General features: G+C 39.0%; 14 protein-coding genes, 1 tRNA gene and 1 pseudogene. 11 read left to right on the forward strand and 5 right to left on the reverse strand.

What is annotated here, in order from left to right:
- Window positions 1-135 precede the first annotated feature (135 nt).
- Together FTU34_RS08075 and rpmE are read left to right on the forward strand one after the other, a co-directional pair.
- Entirely contained in the window at window positions 136-282 is a 147-nt protein-coding gene (locus FTU34_RS08075; protein ID WP_180035316.1) for a hypothetical protein, read from the forward strand.
- 217 nt (window positions 283-499) lie between these two features.
- Window positions 500-724 carry a 50S ribosomal protein L31 gene (rpmE, locus tag FTU34_RS08080; RefSeq protein ID WP_180035315.1) on the forward strand — a complete coding sequence of 75 codons (225 nt, stop codon included), beginning with the start codon at window positions 500-502 and terminating at the stop codon, window positions 722-724.
- An 84-nt stretch (window positions 725-808) separates the two neighbouring features.
- On the opposite strand, the gene FTU34_RS08085 is transcribed toward rpmE, so the two are convergent.
- From FTU34_RS08085 to epmB, 3 genes are read right to left on the reverse strand one after another with little or no spacing between them, the layout of a single operon-like run.
- The gene (locus tag FTU34_RS08085) at window positions 809-2,935 is read right to left on the reverse strand and encodes an EAL domain-containing protein (RefSeq protein WP_180035314.1); all 2,127 of its coding nucleotides are present in this window, start codon (window positions 2,933-2,935) and stop codon (window positions 809-811) included.
- Window positions 2,917-4,662 carry a GTPase gene (locus FTU34_RS08090; RefSeq protein ID WP_180035313.1) on the reverse strand — a complete coding sequence of 582 codons (1,746 nt, stop codon included), beginning with the start codon at window positions 4,660-4,662 and terminating at the stop codon, window positions 2,917-2,919. The genes FTU34_RS08085 and FTU34_RS08090 overlap by 19 nt, the downstream gene beginning before the upstream one ends.
- A gap of 14 nt (window positions 4,663-4,676) precedes the next feature.
- A complete protein-coding gene (gene epmB, locus FTU34_RS08095) occupies window positions 4,677-5,693 on the reverse strand; it encodes an EF-P beta-lysylation protein EpmB (RefSeq protein ID WP_078191830.1) in 1,017 nt (338 codons plus the stop codon).
- A gap of 389 nt (window positions 5,694-6,082) precedes the next feature.
- On the opposite strand from epmB, the gene efp reads away from it, so the two are divergent.
- From efp to FTU34_RS08130, 7 genes and pseudogenes are all read left to right on the forward strand, one after another.
- Window positions 6,083-6,652 (forward strand): elongation factor P, encoded by a 570-nt coding sequence (efp, locus tag FTU34_RS08100; protein WP_067762759.1) that lies wholly within the window; start codon window positions 6,083-6,085, stop codon window positions 6,650-6,652.
- Between the two features lie 194 nt (window positions 6,653-6,846).
- Window positions 6,847-8,949 (forward strand): carbon starvation CstA family protein, encoded by a 2,103-nt coding sequence (locus tag FTU34_RS08105; RefSeq protein ID WP_180026451.1) that lies wholly within the window; start codon window positions 6,847-6,849, stop codon window positions 8,947-8,949.
- A 13-nt stretch (window positions 8,950-8,962) separates the two neighbouring features.
- Window positions 8,963-9,265, forward strand: coding sequence for a YbdD/YjiX family protein (locus FTU34_RS08110; RefSeq protein ID WP_111884233.1), 303 nt, complete (start codon window positions 8,963-8,965; stop codon window positions 9,263-9,265).
- 229 nt (window positions 9,266-9,494) lie between these two features.
- A complete protein-coding gene (locus tag FTU34_RS08115) occupies window positions 9,495-10,451 on the forward strand; it encodes an AAA family ATPase (protein ID WP_180035312.1) in 957 nt (318 codons plus the stop codon).
- Window positions 10,452-10,463: 12 nt separating this feature from the next.
- Window positions 10,464-11,369 (forward strand): DUF58 domain-containing protein, encoded by a 906-nt coding sequence (locus FTU34_RS08120; protein ID WP_180035311.1) that lies wholly within the window; start codon window positions 10,464-10,466, stop codon window positions 11,367-11,369.
- Between the two features lie 3 nt (window positions 11,370-11,372).
- Window positions 11,373-13,385: pseudogene (locus tag FTU34_RS08125) on the forward strand (transglutaminaseTgpA domain-containing protein).
- Between the two features lie 32 nt (window positions 13,386-13,417).
- A tRNA-Val gene (locus tag FTU34_RS08130) sits at window positions 13,418-13,494 on the forward strand.
- Between the two features lie 87 nt (window positions 13,495-13,581).
- On the opposite strand, the gene FTU34_RS08135 is transcribed toward FTU34_RS08130, so the two are convergent.
- Window positions 13,582-14,328 (reverse strand): IS5 family transposase, encoded by a 747-nt coding sequence (locus FTU34_RS08135; RefSeq protein ID WP_180035310.1) that lies wholly within the window; start codon window positions 14,326-14,328, stop codon window positions 13,582-13,584.
- Window positions 14,329-14,731: 403 nt separating this feature from the next.
- Window positions 14,732-15,160: an OsmC family protein gene (locus FTU34_RS08140; RefSeq protein ID WP_078191820.1), complete on the reverse strand. Its 429-nt coding sequence runs from the start codon at window positions 15,158-15,160 to the stop codon at window positions 14,732-14,734.
- A 148-nt stretch (window positions 15,161-15,308) separates the two neighbouring features.
- On the opposite strand from FTU34_RS08140, the gene crp reads away from it, so the two are divergent.
- The gene (gene crp / locus FTU34_RS08145; RefSeq protein ID WP_078191819.1) at window positions 15,309-16,019 is read left to right on the forward strand and encodes a cAMP-activated global transcriptional regulator CRP; all 711 of its coding nucleotides are present in this window, start codon (window positions 15,309-15,311) and stop codon (window positions 16,017-16,019) included.
- A 202-nt stretch (window positions 16,020-16,221) separates the two neighbouring features.
- Entirely contained in the window at window positions 16,222-17,271 is a 1,050-nt protein-coding gene (locus tag FTU34_RS08150; protein ID WP_180035309.1) for an NADP(H)-dependent aldo-keto reductase, read from the forward strand.
- Window positions 17,272-17,331 lie beyond the last annotated feature (60 nt).

Here is a 17,331-nt window from a genome sequence, read left to right on the forward strand (position 1 = left end):
TTAAGCTGCAAAACTTAAATTAATTGCTGCAGTTCAGGCTATCCGTTTTAATGGTGTAGAGCCATTAAAAGCAAAAGATGTTATCAGCCCGTCGATGCACAATTTAAACAGCAGCTTCAAGGTGTGTTAGAGGGCATGAGCAGATCATTACAGTCAGTAAATGCAGCGACGTTTTGTCCTGCATTTATTGAAAAATTAAAGCATTTTGATCAAGCCCAATTTCAGCGTACAGTCGAATTACAATATCAGAAATATTTAGACCAAGCTCAACCTAAAGAGTAGAGCGATTCAGCCTTGAATATCTATTTATTAACATTAAAAAATCAGCTATAATTTGCCTCAACTTGTTGTGCTTAGCTCTGACGGTATCCGTCTCGGTGGGCCAAAAGAATGGTCTGTTATGGTGTTGGTCTGCTTTTTTAAGCCTTCCTTGTAGTGATGCAAGAGTGATCAATTGCGATGACAGCTAAACCTTCTTAAATCTTAGGAGTAATCGACGATGCGCGCCGATATTCACCCAAAATATGAAACTTTAGTTGCTACATGTTCATGCGGTAACATAATTGAAACTCGTTCAGCTCTTGGTAAAGAAACTATTTACCTAGACGTATGTTCTGCTTGCCACCCATTCTACACTGGTAAACAGAAAAGCGTTGACACTGGCGGTCGTATCGACAAATTCAAACAACGTTTTGCTGGTATGTCACGTTCTATCAAACGTTAATATCCAAAACGAAAAAACGGGCTTTATGCCCGTTTTTTTTGTGCCGATAAAAAGATAAACCTTAAATCGGCGATGTTCAGAACCTTATTGGTCCTGAACATCGATGAGATGGTCGAGTTTCTTCTGGAAATAATCACCTTGAATAAAACGAGCTTCTACATTCCAAGCATTGGCAAATAGGGTCATGTCATTTAATTCACGTAGCATGATTTCAACAGTTTTGATTTCATGATAAGTGGTAATTTTTTCTTGGAGCTCTTGGCACGACTTATCGTTTGCAAGCATTTTGGTTAAACTTGAATCTAATGTTAAGCAGTGAACATCCATTTGACGTAATAATGATTCACTAAACATCGAATGACCAAAATTGCGTAAAGCCAGTTCGGCACCATTTTTACGAAGTTCTACAAATGCTTTTTGAGCGGCATCGATATTGAGCTGAATGTCTTCTTCTGCAAATTGTAAAATCAGTGGATTTTTCAATTTACTACGAATAATCGTAATCAGTTTCGAAATAAACTCAGGGAAGGTGCGGTCGTTATATAGCACTTCCTTGTTCAGGTTAACGATTAATTTAGCTTCAGGGAACTGAGTGATGAAGTTGTGTAGCTGTTTACACGATTCAACCAAGATCCAACGATCCAATTTAATGGATAGCTCTGAGTCTTCAGCCAATTCACGTAGTTGGGCGATATCTTTCCATTTATTTTCAAAAATAAAGCCGCTGGTTACTTCATAAGTATAAAGATGAGAATCTTCTTTATCATACAGTTGCTGATATTTAAGATGAATTTCACCGCGTTCTAAGCAGTTGCGAAGGGCCTTGATAACAGGAGCTTCACTAACGACAATCGGCGCAATTTGTGCTTCTGGTGTATCGAAATCCAAACTTGGTATATCAATTTCTAATGGAATCGTTAAATCGATTTCAGGTGCTTGTTGGTTGGTTGGTAGCGCAGTATTAAAGGCTTTCGCAATAAAGGTATCAAAATGTGCTTCATCACGAATATCGCTGTCTAAAACACTGTATCCTATGCGTAAATTTAATGGATAAGTTTCATTGTTTACACTGAGTAATTGAGGTTTGCTCAGGGTATTAAGACCAATCAATTTAGACTCAAGTTTGAGCTGATTATCCGCTTGGAATAAGGCAACGATTGCACCATTATCTAAACTAAATAATGGAGCATGAGTCTGATCTTTCAAGAAGTCTTTAATATTGGTGAAATAGCTCTTATAAGTATTCCAATCTTTTTGAAAAATCGCATCAGAACAAGAAGCCAATGTAAATAGAACTAATGCATTTACATTAGCAGGTTGCTGAGCAATCGTACGGTTGAGTTGTTGAAATGCTTTTGGTTTTTGTGGGCTAGCTTCAACTGGAGCATTGCTTACAGCATTGCTGCTTTGACTGCCAATTTCAATTGCGAGCTGTAAAGCATCTTCTTCAGCTGCGGCAATAAATTCGAGTTTTAGTGGGTTTTGCCCAGCCACTGCGATATTTTGTGAAACGAGATCAAAACGTCCTAAATCGAGCTGCCCTTGGCTAATTTTTTTAAAGCGTTGTTTAAAGTCGTTGAGGTCAGTAGGTTGTAATAGATCGAGTAAAGGCAGACCAATTACATCATCTTCATTTTTTAGACCAAACAAAGTGAGATATTCAGCATTGGCTTGAATGTGAATGCCTTCTTGAATCACGGCAACCGCTTTACGACTATCTTCAACTAAAGACTGGGTTTGGATTTGAGCTGTTTCGAGCTCTTCCATTAAATGTTGCTGCGATTGTTGTAGGCGACTAAAGGATAAAGCACGGATTAAACCAAAATAGAAACTCTCAGGTTCAGCAATATCGACAATGTCATAAATCCCTTTTTTGACTAAACTTGCATATTTTTCTGCTTGATAGTCTTCGGGTTTAAGTAAAATAATCGGTAAATTGGGTTGGCTCGATAGTTGAACTAAACTTAAAGCTTGTTCATATTTTAAATCATAAGCACGTCCAAAAATGATCAAGTCCCAATTGAGATTCAGCTGTTTTTCGAAATTTTGTAAATCATCAAGTAATATGGCATGAACTTGATGTTCGCTGTCTGTCAATAAATCACGTATCTGGTTAAAACGTATTTGATTATCATCAATAATGAGTAATCGAGTTTCCGTACGTTTTAGCTTTTTGGATAGTAATGGATTTCTCACTTTAATGCTTCCCATAAGTCGTTATTTTTGATCTCATTGCTCTGTTTCGCAATATAGTCTTTAACGACATTTTCTTGCTCTTCATTCAATAATTCATATTCAAAGCGAATAAAGCTTTGCGTCACCAACTGCGCTTTGGTGAGATAGACTTTGATGTCTTCTTTGCCTAAGCGAAGGTGGATCGTTTGTTTCTCTCGGAAGAGATTTGCCCCAGGTAAAATTAAGGTCGTAGACACTTGATCAAGTTGTGTGGTCTGTACCAATAAAGCAGGTTGATGATTTGTTGTATTGCGGTCGGTACGAATATGGGCTGAACATGGATACAAATCTTGAGCCAGTACTTCGAGACCCAATTCCAAACTTTTTTCAGTCGATTGTTTGATCCAACGAACAACACCGCCACGCCATTGGCTTTGAGCATTTTCTTGGATCAAAATAAATTCGCCGGTTTTTAAATTAGCAGGGGTAGGGCCAGTCCATTTAATGCGATAACCATTCACACTAATATCTAATACGTCAGCGGTATGAATCTGTTTTGCTTCACGATCTAGCGCTTTCGCATTAGTCATGCCTGTTGGCATATTTGAATCATGCGAATTGACAAAAGAGGCTTCATTGTGGAATTGATAATTGCCTTCCAAATCTAAAGTTTCGTGGAAGTTTTTACCTTTAGAGAGATAGAAATGCGCCACCATTAAGCTAAAGCAAATATTAATTTGCGCAGAATATTCATAACGTTCATGACGACGTTCAGTGTTGTTGGTCAAAATATTATGAATATGGAAATATAGCGCTGGAGTTAAAAATAACTTTTCATTTTTAGATAAATAATTGGCATTTCTAGTTTGCGTTTCGGTCAAATGATCGAGCAAGTTTTGCGTTGAAATGTATACATTGGCTTGATAAGACCGATCTTGTTTTGAGTTATAAATCGGTGGGTGATCTTTTTTCGTGTCTACAACATAGCGTGAAAGCGTGGTTTCTTTCGGTAGGATTTGAACCAATTTTGCCCAGTCAAAGCTACATAAATACAAGCCTTGGATTTCAGCAGGGCGAATCTGATGATTATTGAAAATATCTAATAAGATTAATTGTGCATAAGCTTGAGCAATATTTGCAATTTGATGTTGAGTACCCAGTAACTGATTGACATTACTTTGGTAGAAATTGTGTTCGATGGCGCATTCAATCAGTTGATGTGCTGCAATCCATTGCCCCGTAGTCGGGGTGGCATACAACATATGTTGTTGATACAACAACAGTGTCAGTTGTTGCAACGCATAGTAGATTGATGCAATTCGAGCGGTTTGTAAGCTTTTTTTATGGCCAAATGAAAAAATCGAAAACTTTTGTTGATTAAGCTGCTGATTACATCGTTTGGCAATATCAATATAGATTTTGGCAAAGTGACTGCGTAAAAGCATCGCCAATTCAATGATTTGGTCATTACGATCCGTGGTAATGAGGCTTTGATTGGTAAAGTGTTTTTCTAAGCTTGTGAGCACACTTTCCATAGTTGGATGTAAAATTTGAACCAAATCAAAACGTAACATCTCTTGGCATTTCAGCTCGGAGATTTCAAGTAAGGCATTGAATAAAGCTTTAGATGAAGTACCTAATTGTAAAATTGAAATACCGTTTAACCACTCTTGCAGACCTTTAGCATTGGTCGGACAAAAGCTTAATTTATCCAGCTTTAATTCAGTCGGATGTTGAAACGTATCTGAAGTATGCGTGGTCATCTTTATTATTTAACTCAAAAAGTTGAAGCCCCAAAAAGCGGTGTCTTGTTTTTTTCGCCCGCTATTTCCCGTACAAGTTTAGGAACCAAATAACCAGGTAGGTTCTCTAAAACTTTTTTATAAATTAAATCAATATCCTGAGCTGGTGTATCAAAATGATGAGCACCTTTTACTTTATCCAGAACATGCAAATAATATGGCATTACACCTGCGTCGAATAAGCGGTAACTCAAATCGACCAATACTTCTGCAGAATCATTAACCCCTTTTAATAAGACTGCTTGGTTCAGCACGGTGATTCCTTGTTTGACAAGCTGTTGAAGCTGGCTGCACGTGAAGTCATCTAGCTCTGATGGATGATTTGAGTGTACCACTAGAATAATGCGTAGCCTACTGTTTTTTAAAATAGAAACCAGCTCTTCATCGACACGGTTGGGGATTACGATAGGAACTCGTGAATGAATTCTCAAAAATTTAATTTGTGGCAAAGTCGATAAACGTTCAATCCACACTTGAAGTTTACGATTTGATAGTGTGAGCGGGTCTCCACCACTTAAAATCACTTCATTAATATCGGGTTGTTGTTCAATATATTGTTTAATGTTTGGCCAGTCGTCATTTTTAGGCAGGTTTTCTTGGTATGGAAAATGACGGCGGAAACAATAACGGCAATGGACCGCGCAGGCACCGGTTAAAGTCAGTAAAAAACGAGACTTGTACTTATGTAATACCCCTGGCTGTTGGTTAGCCTGCTCTTCACCTAATGGGTCGGTAACAAAACCGGCGTGCTCTTCAAGTTCCAAATGATGCGGTAGGACTTGGAGTAAAAGCGGATCGAGCGGATTACCTTTTTGCATTTTTTCGACAAAAGCGCGCGGCACGCGTAGGCGAAACTCATCTGCTGCGAACTGAGCACCCGATAATAACTGATCATGCGAAAGTTCTAATACATCGAGTAATTCTTGAGGATTTGTAATCAAATCACTCAATTGAGTTTGCCAGTTTTGCTCTTGAAATAAATAGTTTATCATGCCGATTGTTTAAAAAATGCAGAAAGGTGAGTGGGGGAATATTGCTGAAATTAATGCGTCGAACTTTGAAGTGTAAGCTGAAATAATTCCGAAAAAGCTTACACCTGATGAAGCCTACGAAACATTTATTAAGTTTCAGTAAACAGCAATTTTACCTGTTTGTGGGCATTGTATAAACAAAGTTCTTTAATGTCTGAGTGTAAGTTAAGCAGCTTGACCCCTTTAATGGGGATTTTTTCGTTGCGACATGGTGCATTGGTCATTTAGAATACGCAATATCACATTAATGTGCATGTGGCAGCCAATGTTACAGTCAGTACTTGCTAAATGACATGTTACAGCCCATAGCATCTATAGATTAAAGTTAGTAAGTTTGGAGTGAGCCAGTCATGGCCTATTATTCTACGAATGATTTCAAGTCAGGCCTTAAGGTCATGCTTGACGGTAACCCATGTTCAATCATGGAAAACGAATACGTAAAACCAGGTAAAGGCCAAGCTTTTAACCGCGTAAAATTACGTAACCTTAAAACTGGTAAAGTTTTAGAAAAAACTTTCAAATCTGGTGATTCACTAGAAGCTGCTGACATCCAAGAAGTTGAAATGAACTACTTGTATAACGACGGTGAAATGTGGAACTTCATGGATCCAGAATCTTTCGAACAAATCGCTGCTGATAAAGTTGCTATGGGCGACGCGGCTAAATGGTTGAAAGATGACTCAAATGAACTTTGCACAATCATGTTATGGAATGGTGTTCCTTTAACTGTGAGCGCGCCAAACTTCGTTGTATTAAAAATCGTCGAAACTGATCCAGGTGTACGTGGTGATACTTCAGGCGGTGGCGGTAAACCGGCTAAGCTTGAAACTGGTGCAGTTGTACGTGTTCCATTATTCGTACAGCAAGAAGAAAGCGTTCGTGTAGACACCCGTACTGGTGACTATTTAGAACGTGCATAATGGTTTAAAAATAGACTATTATCGAAAGGGATGAAGTGATTCATCCCTTTTTTTATACCTATTGGTTTAAATTTTTATGCCAAAGTATTAGATGAAAAAGCCCATAACAGGAGTAGAGTTTCAAGGGAAGAAACAGCAGTACCTCGAACAAGAAAAATCAAGCTGATTTATTTCAACATTTATGAGGGATTGAGATGGAAACCATTCAACCGAAGTCAGGAATGGCTTCAAAGATTATCTGGCTGTTTGTAGCCATTCTAGGTGCCGTTTCATTCGGCATACTAGCACTCAGTCGAGGCGAGCATGTCAATGCAGTTTGGCTGATCCTTGCAGCAATCTGTGTGTATAGCATTGCATATCGTTTTTATAGTTTATTTATTGCCAATAAAGTCTTTGAACTGAATGAGCGACGTTTAACGCCTGCCCATCGCTTAGCTGACGGTTTGGATTATGTGCCGACCAATAAAAGCGTTCTATTTGGTCACCACTTTGCTGCGATTGCAGGTGCAGGTCCTTTAGTCGGACCGATCCTTGCTGCGCAAATGGGTTATTTGCCGGGAACAATTTGGCTCTTGGTGGGTGTTGTTCTCGCCGGTGCGGTTCAAGACTTTTTAGTCTTATTCATCTCAACGCGTCGTGATGGTCGTTCACTCGGTGAAATGGCAAAACAAGAACTGGGTTCTTTTGCCGGAATCATCGTGATGCTTGGCGCACTTGGTGTGATGATCATCATTCTTGCGGTACTTGCATTGGTTGTTGTAAAAGCGTTGACCAACAGTCCGTGGGGTGTTTTCAGTATCGCTGCAACGGTGCCGATTGCGATTTTCATGGGTATCTATATGCGATTTATCCGTCCGGGTAAAATTGCAGAAGTGTCGATCATTGGTTTTGTGCTGATGATGGCAGGGATTATCTATGGTGGTGACATTGCACAGCATCCGTACTGGGGGCCATTCTTTACACTTTCAGGTACTGAACTGACTTGGTGGCTGATCGGTTATGGTTTCGTAGCATCTGTGTTACCCGTATGGTTACTGCTTGCACCACGTGATTACCTATCGACCTTCTTGAAAATTGGTGTTATTGCAGGTTTAGCAATCGGGATTATGTTTGCTTTACCTGAAATGAAAATGCCAGCGGTGACGCATTTTATTGATGGTACAGGTCCTGTATTTGCAGGCTCAATGTTCCCATTCTTGTTTATTACCATTGCCTGTGGTGCAATTTCAGGTTTCCATGCGCTCGTTTCTTCAGGAACGACACCGAAACTTGTGAATAATGAAAAAGATATTCGCATGATCGGTTATGGCGGCATGTTGATGGAATCTTTTGTTGCGATCATGGCTTTGGTCTGTGCAACGATTCTTGAGCCTGGTGTGTATTTTGCGATTAATGCGCCAGCAGCTGTGATTGGTACAACGGTTGAGTCCGCTGCAGAAGCAGTTCGTACATTAGGCTTCGTGGTAACACCTGAAGCATTGACCTTACTTGCACAAGAAGTGGGTGAAAACTCGATTCTTTCTCGTACAGGGGGTGCGCCAACATTTGCGATTGGTATGGCTCACATTATTACGGAAATTTTCAATAACCGTTCAATGATGGCGTTCTGGTATCACTTTGCGATTTTATTCGAAGCACTCTTCATTTTAACGGCAGTTGATGCGGGTACACGTGCATGTCGTTTCATGGTGCAAGATACTGTGGGTATCGTGATTCCTGCGGTAAAAAACTCACATAACTTCTTCGGAAATCTGTTAGGTACAGCGGTGGCTGTTGCAGGTTGGGGCTTCTTCGTTTACCAAGGTGTGGTGGATCCACTCGGCGGTATTAATAGCTTATGGCCGCTATTTGGTATTGGTAACCAAATTCTTGCTGCGATGGCATTGATCTTGGGTACAGTGATTTTATTCAAGATGAAAAAACAAAAGTATGTTTGGGTGACAATTATCCCAACATTATTCTTGTTTATTACTTCAATGACCGCTGGTTGGCAGAAGATTTTCCACGAAAATCCAAAAATTGGTTTCTTGGCTCAAGCAGATCGTTTTAATGCAGCAATTGCGAAAAATGAATTGTTGGCACCTGCGAAAACCATGGCTGAAATGCATACGGTTGCATTGTCGAATCAAATCAATGCCGGTCTTTGTGCATTCTTTATGATCGTGGCATTTGTGATGTTATTTGCAGCGATTGGTGTGGTGCGTCGTGCCTTGGCAAATCCAAATCCATCGGTGAATGAAGCAGAAGCGATTTACCGTGACCCAGCTGAAATTAATCCGTCAAATTCAGCACATTAATAGGGGAATATGAATGAACCTGAAGTTTGCAAAAAGTGGAAAAACGGTGATTTATAAAATCATTAAAATGACCATTCTGTCGCAGAAGGATTTAATTCTGAACCCGAAAAATTGGTCACGTATTGCGACGTTATGGCAACGTTTACAGCAAAGCTTCCGCCTGATGGTGGGTGTGCCAGATTACCAAAATTATTTGGAACATATGGCAAAACATCATCCTGATTTGGAAGCGATGGATGCAAAAACATTTTATCGTCACTGTGTAGATGCACGTTATCCATCAGCTGGTGGTGACATGAAGAAGTGTCCTTGCTAATGCAGTGACTCGAGCCAAAAATCTAAGAAAAAAGCGTTCTTCGGGACGCTTTTTTTATTGCTGATTTGTGATCAGTCGAAGCGAAAACAACCCTTTTGTATACTCAATAAATATCAAGCGTATGTATTAAAAGTAATGAACTGGGTATGGCTTGGAGATAAACACTGTATTTTTAAATAAAACCCTGTATGTTAGTCATTCATTTAACTTTTTTATTGGGGAATAAAAGGTGTTTTGGGGATCAGAGAAAAGCCAACAAAATAATACATCAACGCTTTTAAGTGAGCAGAGCCTTGCGCCTTTTTACCCGAAAATAAATATATTCCTCGAACAAATTAACCAAATTATTTTGGATAAAAATCAGCAAACCAAATTGGCTTTAGCTTGTCTATTGGCAGGCGGGCATGTGCTATTTGAAGACTTACCTGGTTTAGGAAAAACGACATTATCTAGCGCCTTGTCACATTTGGCGGGATTAAAGTTTCAACGGATTCAATTTACCAATGACATGCTGGCCAGCGATGTGATTGGGGTAAATATGTTTAATCAAAAAGAACATCATTTTGAGTTTAAATCTGGGCCGATTTTTACCCAAATTTTATTGGCAGATGAAATCAACCGTTGTAGTCCAAAGACCCAAAGTGCTTTATTGGAAGCGATGGAAGAGGGGTATGTGACGGTTGATGGTGTGCGATATGCTTTGCCTCAACCATTTTGGGTGATTGCGACACAAAACCCTTTATTTCAAAGTGGTACTTATGCCTTACCTGAGTCCCAGTTGGACCGGTTTTTAATGCGTTTGTCTTTAGGTTATCCATCGCGTCAGGCAGAGAAATTATTGCTCCAACAAACTTCACGCCATGATCTGATTGCGGCATTAGCACATATCTTTAATGAATCAGAAATTTTACAACTACAAGGCTTTGTCGAGCAGATATATCTGAGTGATCGTTTGATGGATTACATTTTGGATCTTGCTGCTGAAACACGTAAAGGGAGACATGGTCTTTCTACGCGTGGTGTTTTAGCCTTAAAGAAAGCTGCGCAAGCGTATGCGCTGATTGAACAGCGAAATTATGTGAATCCTGATGATGTGCAAGCGGTGTTTGCAGCTGTGGTATCTCATCGAATTGGGTTGTCAGATCTTGAAGCCTTTAAGCTTTTAGAACAAGTTTCGATTCAATAAAGGAGTTGAACCTTGGCTTCGATGTGGCAGCAATGGGTTGAACGTCGATTTAAAATCGATCAGCACAAGCAGCTGACTCAAAAAGACGTCTTGATCTTTATCTATCAGCAAGGCTACTTGTATTTGGTGTTAATTTTCATCACCTTTATTGCAGGTGTGAATTATGCCAATAACTTGATTTTAGGATTTTGCTTTTTAATTAGCGCCGTATTGTGTATTAGTTTCTATATTACTTTTAAACAGCTTCATGCGTTGCAGATTCAAATAAATGTTGTTGATACACCGCAAGTAGGTGAATTACTTTTGGTCGATATTTACTTTAAACAAGATGTAGAACAGGGGCGATATTTGTGGATTAAAACTGAAAATCAGCTACATAAATTATTGTTCAATACGCAACAGCATGGCTTTCAATTAAATTTTATAACCAGTCAACGCGGTGTTTTTCAGATTCCACCTATACAAATTTATAGTGTTTATCCCTTTGGTTTGGTTCGGGCCTGGACGTATTTGTACGTACAGCAACCAGCGTGGGTTGCACCTCAAGCCAGTTGGCATTCCGTTGAAAATAAGCAACAACAGCAAAACTTTGAACCTGATCTTGATGAATTTCGCGAATTACGGAGTTTTCAGACGGGGGATTCACTTCATGCGGTGTCTTGGAAACAAGCAGCACGAGGACAAGGCTTATATGTCAAAGTCTTTGAACAGTATGAAGATCTAAAGAAATTAGAGATCCATTATCACCATATGCCAGCTCCAAGTCATGAAGAAAAACTCAGCCTTATGATGGGTTTGGTCGAGCAGGCTGAAAAAAATCACGATCAATATGCACTGTATTTACCTAATGCTGAGTTAGCATCAGGCACTGGAGCACTGCATTTTTCCGAAGCTAAACGGTTATTGGCGCAGGCTTAATTGATGATTGAAAATACCATACGCCGCTCCATACTACTCACTTTAGCTTTGGTGCTCATTGCGCAAATGCTTTATATACCAGTGGTGACATCATTAGTATTTTTAGTCATTTGGCTTATTTTATTACACAATACCCGCGCAACTAAAAAACCATTTTCTAAAATTTTAACCTATGTGCTGACATTGATAGCTTTATTCAGCATTTACATAAGCCATAAAACCTTTATTGGTGTTGATGCAGGGGTTACAGTACTTAGTACATTTTTATTTGCTAAATCTTTAGAAACAAAAACACGTCGTGATGTAATTATTCTATTTAACTTTGCGATGTTTGTGATTGCCAGTAGCTTTCTGTTTAGCCAGTCTTTCGCCATGGCACTGGTTATTTTATTGGCGTTGTTAAGCTGTTTTATTGGATTATACCGTTTACAGACCGTTGGTTTTAGCCAAAACTCAGGCGGTGAAGTACAAGCGATTAAACAAGATATTGGGCATGTGGGAAAATTTATTGCCTTAGCTGTTCCATTTTTTATTTTACTGTTTCTCTTTTTTCCACGCCTACCACCGCTATGGCACATTCCTATTCCTGAAAATAAAGCCACAACAGGGATCAGTGACAGCATGTCTCCGGGCGATATTGCTGAGTTATCACAGTCGAGTAGCTTGGCATTTCGTATAATCGGTGATATTCAAGCGTTGCCACCACGTACAGAGCTGTATTGGCGAGCGATGGCATTAGATGAATATGATGGTTCTAAATGGACCAGTCATTTTTTTAACCAGAATGTTATACAGCTGAATCCAGCCGATTTAAAACCCAAGCGGACATTGAATTATCAATATTTGGCCGCCGATCCAAGTGTGATGTGGATTATGTCGTTGGAGCAATCCGTTCCCAATTAAGCACGTTTTGCTTTAGGTCAAGATGGTCGAATTACACCCTACCGATTAACAGCACGTACAGAGCCGATTCAACTGAAATGGTTAGGAAGTGCAGAGCCGCCACAAATAAAAAATGTAACTTTACTTGAAAAATTAAACACTCGCTATGTTGAAAACTTGGATGTTCAATCACAACGATTGGCCCAAACATTATGGCAGCGAAGTCATCAAAATCCTGAGCGTTATATTGCCGAAGTTTTGCAATGGTATAAACAAAATCGCTTTGCATATACCTTAAGCCCAGATGTATTGGGGCAAAATCGGATAGATAATTTTTTATTTGGATCAAGACAGGGCTTTTGCGAACATTTTGCTTCGAGTTTTGCAATGTTGATGCGCTATGTGGGTGTTCCATCGCGTATTGTTGTGGGATACCAAGGTGGTCAATTAGCACCAGATGGAAAAAGTTGGGAGGTTCGTCAACTTGATGCACATGCGTGGACAGAGGTTTATATCAATCAACATTGGCGTCGTATTGATCCGACGGCCATGATCGCACCGCAGCGTATCGGTGGTGGGATGCAGGATTATATGGAACAAGATCGGACAATTTTTGGGAGCCAGCAGTCGACATGGGCCTATCAACAATTTTCGATGTTGAAAAAAGTCCGTGTATGGAGTGATTATGCGAGTTACCAATGGCAGAGCAAAGTGGTGGGTTACAATGCAGAATCGCAGCAACAATGGTTTAAAAAGCTCGGTACAAATTCTGCTTATGCAGGTGGGTTAATTCTTGTATTGAGTATTGGTGGCATTGTAGCATTATATTTTATATGGATTTTGTGGGAAAAAAGAAAAAGTTTAAGCCCTCTTGAAAGAGAAATTACCAATTTCGCAAAGAATTTACCCTTGAGCCAGTAAAAATTGACTTCTGAAAGTTTTAGGCATTGGCTACAACGTTTGGCTGAAAATGTACCTGAACAGGAAAGGGGGGCATTTGAACAAGCTATTACGTTATTTGAGCAGGAAATTTATGTAGGTACCGCGCTAAGTTCTCATGATATTCAATATTTTAAGGCTTTGCTTAAAACTTGTACGCAAAGTTTAAAAAAGTCAGAAAAGGGCTTGTCATAAAAAATAAAAATGAATATGATTCTACGCATTCTAGGTTTATAGCTCAGTTGGTTAGAGCGCTACGTTGACATCGTAGAGGTCACCAGTTCGAATCTGGTTAAACCTACCAAATTCAAAAAGCAGAATCAAAATGATTCTGCTTTTTTTTTATCTGAAATTATTAGGGTCTGTTGACATTTACTGTTCATAATTAACCCTATAAAGGTAGCCATAAAAATATACAGGCTAAAGCAACAGAACTTTGATAATTGCTTTTGAGCTTGTCATATCGAGTAGCTATTCCTCTAAATTGCTTTAATCTACAAAACATATTTTCAACTAAATGCCTGATTTTATATAAATACCAGTCCATATGGTCATTGTTCGATTGGCTATTCATTTTCCTTGGTATATTCGCTTTAGTCCTTGTTTTCCTGATCTGTTCACGCAGTGATTCTGAATCATAGCCTTTATCTGCGTATACCACTTTTGTCTCTTTTAAATCTAATGTTGATATTAAATCAGGTGCAACTTTAACATCATGTGTGGTCCCATCGGTAATCATGAAATCAATAGGATTGCCATGTGCATCAACAATCAAATGTATTTTTGAGGAGTTTCCTCCTACACTTTTAGAAATAGATTGATTCGCTATGCCGGTAGAATGTTGATGAGCACGTACATGAGAGCCATCAATAAAAATCCACTCCATATCGGGGCATGAGGCTAGTAGTTTGAATAATCTAAGTAACTTACCGCTGCTTGACCAACGATTAAAACGTTTGAAAATAGAGTTTGAATGACCAAAACAAGAAGGAATATCTCGCCACGGACAGCCTGTTCTAATTCTATAGAGAATAGCTTCAATAAAATTGCGTAAATTTGAGTTGTGGTGAATGGGTAAATTACGCAGAATAACTTTCAACTTTTGCCAGTGTTGATCTGTCAGCATGGTACGAGGCATAGCGAATAGTAAAATTGGGTTTGGAGATTTGATTTTACTACTTCGCTATTTTTTTAAGCTAAAAGTGTCAACACACCCTAATTAAAGTGTTATTAAGACTATAGTTGAATCAAATCTACTTATATGTAAGGTGTTCTTCGCAATCGTTTTCAATCGTATTTGGCTTGAATAGATTCATATGGATTGAGTCGTAAAATCATCATGAGATGGAATTGGGTGTAAATGCATCTATGTGCAAATACATCAATTTGGATATTGATTGTTTAAGTGATTAAGCCAAACTTCTTTGGCTCATATTTCTGCGTTTATGACTATATAGCAGTGCTTTATACAATGTATGCTATAGCGGATTATTTGAAACAAAAAAGCCGCATTCTATGCGGCTCTTAATTGAACAAATAAATTATGCATCTTCAGTTTCTAAAATTTCGAAGTCATGGGTAATTTCTACACCACCATCCATCAGCATTTTACTAGCAGAACAGTATTTTTCAGCAGAAAGTTCAACCGCTTTTGCAACTTGCTTTTCCTTCACGCCATGACCAGTGACTACAAAGTGCAAATGAATTTTAGTGAATACAGCAGGAATAGTGTCGGCACGTTCTGCATTTAATTCACAACGAACATCAGTAATGTCTTGGCGTGCTTTCTTTAAAATCGTCACAATATCGAAAGATGCACAACCACCAAGTCCTGTTAAAATCAGTTCCATTGGGCGCGGACCACGGTTTTCACCGCCATATTCTTGTGATCCATCCATCATAACAGTGTGACCACTTTGAGTTTTTGCTTCAAAAGCAACATTCTCTAGCCAATGAACACTAGTTTGCATTGCAAGTCCCTAAAAAAAGCTATAAATTTACGCAGTACCTGTACACTAACATAAATTGAGTTGATAAGGAATTTCAACTCTTACGTGTGACAAGTTCACTTTAGGTCTTGTGCGATCTATAAATTATCCATATTCGGAAACTGTTAGCATGACTTCAAACTTTTCACAACTTAGCACAGATGCGCTATCTCCGGGGCAGTTACCTGAGTCGGTGAAGGCATTATTAAAACGTGCATATATTAATCGTTACCCAAAACGTACAACAATCATTGATGCGGGCTCAGAATCTAAATCTTTGTATTTAATTCTTAAGGGTTCAGTATCTATCATTTTACGCGAAGATGATGAGCGTGAAATTGTGGTTGCGTACTTAAATGCGGGTGACTTTTTTGGGGAAATGGGTCTATTCGAAGCAAATGCACAACGTACTGCAGAAGTGCGTACGCGTGATGTATGTGAAATTGCTGAGATTACCTATGAAAACTTTCATGAATTAAGCAAACAATACCCAGACTTAAGTTATGCGGTATTTGCACAGCTTGTGCGCCGTCTTAAAAATACGACGCGTAAAGTAACCGACCTTGCGTTTATTGACGTGTCAGGTCGTATTGCACGTTGCTTAATTGATTTATCTTCACAACCAGAAGCAATGATTTTGCCGAATGGTCGTCAGATTCGTATTACTCGTCAAGAGATTGGTCGTATCGTGGGTTGTTCCCGTGAAATGGTTGGTCGTGTTCTAAAAACACTTGAAGAGCAAGGCATGATCGAAACTGATGGTAAAGCGATTCTAATTTTTGATGCATCGCTTGAAGAGAAAAGCCAATTGGCTTCAGATGATTTCGACGACGAAGAATAATCAGTCTTCCGAATCTAAAAAAGCAAACTCAGGGGTTTGCTTTTTTTATGTCTATTCATTTCTCACCATTATAGCTGAACAAGCCTTTCTCACATTTTTTGACAAATAAACAGAAAATTATGATTTAAACAAAGGCGATATCTTAGGTAAGCTACATCGTGATTTATATATTGATATTTAAAATAAAGAGGGAATTTGTGGCATGCAATTTAAACCATTGGCACATACAGGCATATTAGTTCCAGAAATTTGTTTAGGCACCATGACGTTTGGTGAACAAAACACCCAAGCAGAAGCTTTCGAGCAACTGGATTATGCTTTAGAGCGTGGTCTTAACTTTTGGGATACTGCAGAAATGTATCCTGTCCCACCGAAACCTGAAACCCAAGGTTCAACTGAAACTATTATTGGTAACTGGATTGCAGCTCGCGGTGGACGCGATAAATTAATCTTAGCTTCAAAAATTGCAGGACCGTCACAAGGCGGTAGTCATATTCGTGACGGGCAAACTAAATTTATTGCTTCGGAAATTGAGTCTGCACTGGATCATTCTCTTCAGCGCTTACAAACAGATTATCTTGACTTATACCAGTTGCATTGGCCGCAACGTCCAACCAACTTTTTCGGTAAATTGGGTTATGGCAATGCCGAAGCAAACAGTACGCAAACTATTACCAATTTAGAAGAAACATTAGTTGCTTTAAGTCATGAGGTGAAAAAAGGCCGAATTCGTACTATTGGACTCTCCAATGAAACACCATGGGGAACGTTGAAATTCCTACAACTTGCAGAAAAGCATGGTTTAGAAAAAATTGTCAGTGTGCAAAATCCATATAGTTTGTTGAATCGTACTTATGAAATCGGTTTATCTGAAATTGCACATTACGAAGGCGTGGGCTTATTGGCATATTCACCTTTAGCATTTGGTTATCTAACAGGTAAATTCCGTCATGGTGCACGTCCTGCCAATGCTCGAGTGACACTATTTTCACGCTTTAGCCGCTATTCAAATGCGGAGAGTGAATGGGCAACAGAACAATATGCACAATTGGCTGAACAGCATGGTTTAACGTTGACACAGTTAGCACTTGCATTTATTAAGCAGCAATTTTTTGTCACCAGTACAATCATTGGTGCGACAAATCTAGATCAGTTGAAAGAAAATATTGATGCGTTTGATGTGAATTTATCAGAAGACATTTTAAAAGGGATTGAAGATATTCATCGCCAACAGCCAAATCCTGCACCTTAAGCTGAACTTTTTAGCGGATTAAGCAAAAGCCTGCATGTAAATGTGGGCTTTTTTGACATT

It is taken from the genome of Acinetobacter sp. YH12094 (assembly GCF_013419295.1).
Taxonomy (GTDB): domain Bacteria; phylum Pseudomonadota; class Gammaproteobacteria; order Pseudomonadales; family Moraxellaceae; genus Acinetobacter; species Acinetobacter amyesii.

Excerpts from the sequence above, each read along its gene's own strand:
- FTU34_RS08075 (WP_180035316.1), top strand. The coding sequence starts at position 136 with ATGAGCAGATCATTACAGTCAGTAAATGCAGCGACGTTTTGTCCTGCA.
- rpmE (WP_180035315.1), top strand. The coding sequence starts at position 500 with ATGCGCGCCGATATTCACCCAAAATATGAAACTTTAGTTGCTACATGT.
- FTU34_RS08085 (WP_180035314.1), bottom strand. The coding sequence starts at position 2,935 with ATGGGAAGCATTAAAGTGAGAAATCCATTACTATCCAAAAAGCTAAAA.
- FTU34_RS08090 (WP_180035313.1), bottom strand. The coding sequence starts at position 4,662 with ATGACCACGCATACTTCAGATACGTTTCAACATCCGACTGAATTAAAG.
- epmB (WP_078191830.1), bottom strand. The coding sequence starts at position 5,693 with ATGATAAACTATTTATTTCAAGAGCAAAACTGGCAAACTCAATTGAGT.
- efp (WP_067762759.1), top strand. The coding sequence starts at position 6,083 with ATGGCCTATTATTCTACGAATGATTTCAAGTCAGGCCTTAAGGTCATG.
- FTU34_RS08105 (WP_180026451.1), top strand. The coding sequence starts at position 6,847 with ATGGAAACCATTCAACCGAAGTCAGGAATGGCTTCAAAGATTATCTGG.
- FTU34_RS08110 (WP_111884233.1), top strand. The coding sequence starts at position 8,963 with ATGAACCTGAAGTTTGCAAAAAGTGGAAAAACGGTGATTTATAAAATC.
- FTU34_RS08135 (WP_180035310.1), bottom strand. The coding sequence starts at position 14,328 with ATGCCTCGTACCATGCTGACAGATCAACACTGGCAAAAGTTGAAAGTT.
- FTU34_RS08140 (WP_078191820.1), bottom strand. The coding sequence starts at position 15,160 with ATGCAAACTAGTGTTCATTGGCTAGAGAATGTTGCTTTTGAAGCAAAA.
- crp (WP_078191819.1), top strand. The coding sequence starts at position 15,309 with ATGACTTCAAACTTTTCACAACTTAGCACAGATGCGCTATCTCCGGGG.
- FTU34_RS08150 (WP_180035309.1), top strand. The coding sequence starts at position 16,222 with ATGCAATTTAAACCATTGGCACATACAGGCATATTAGTTCCAGAAATT.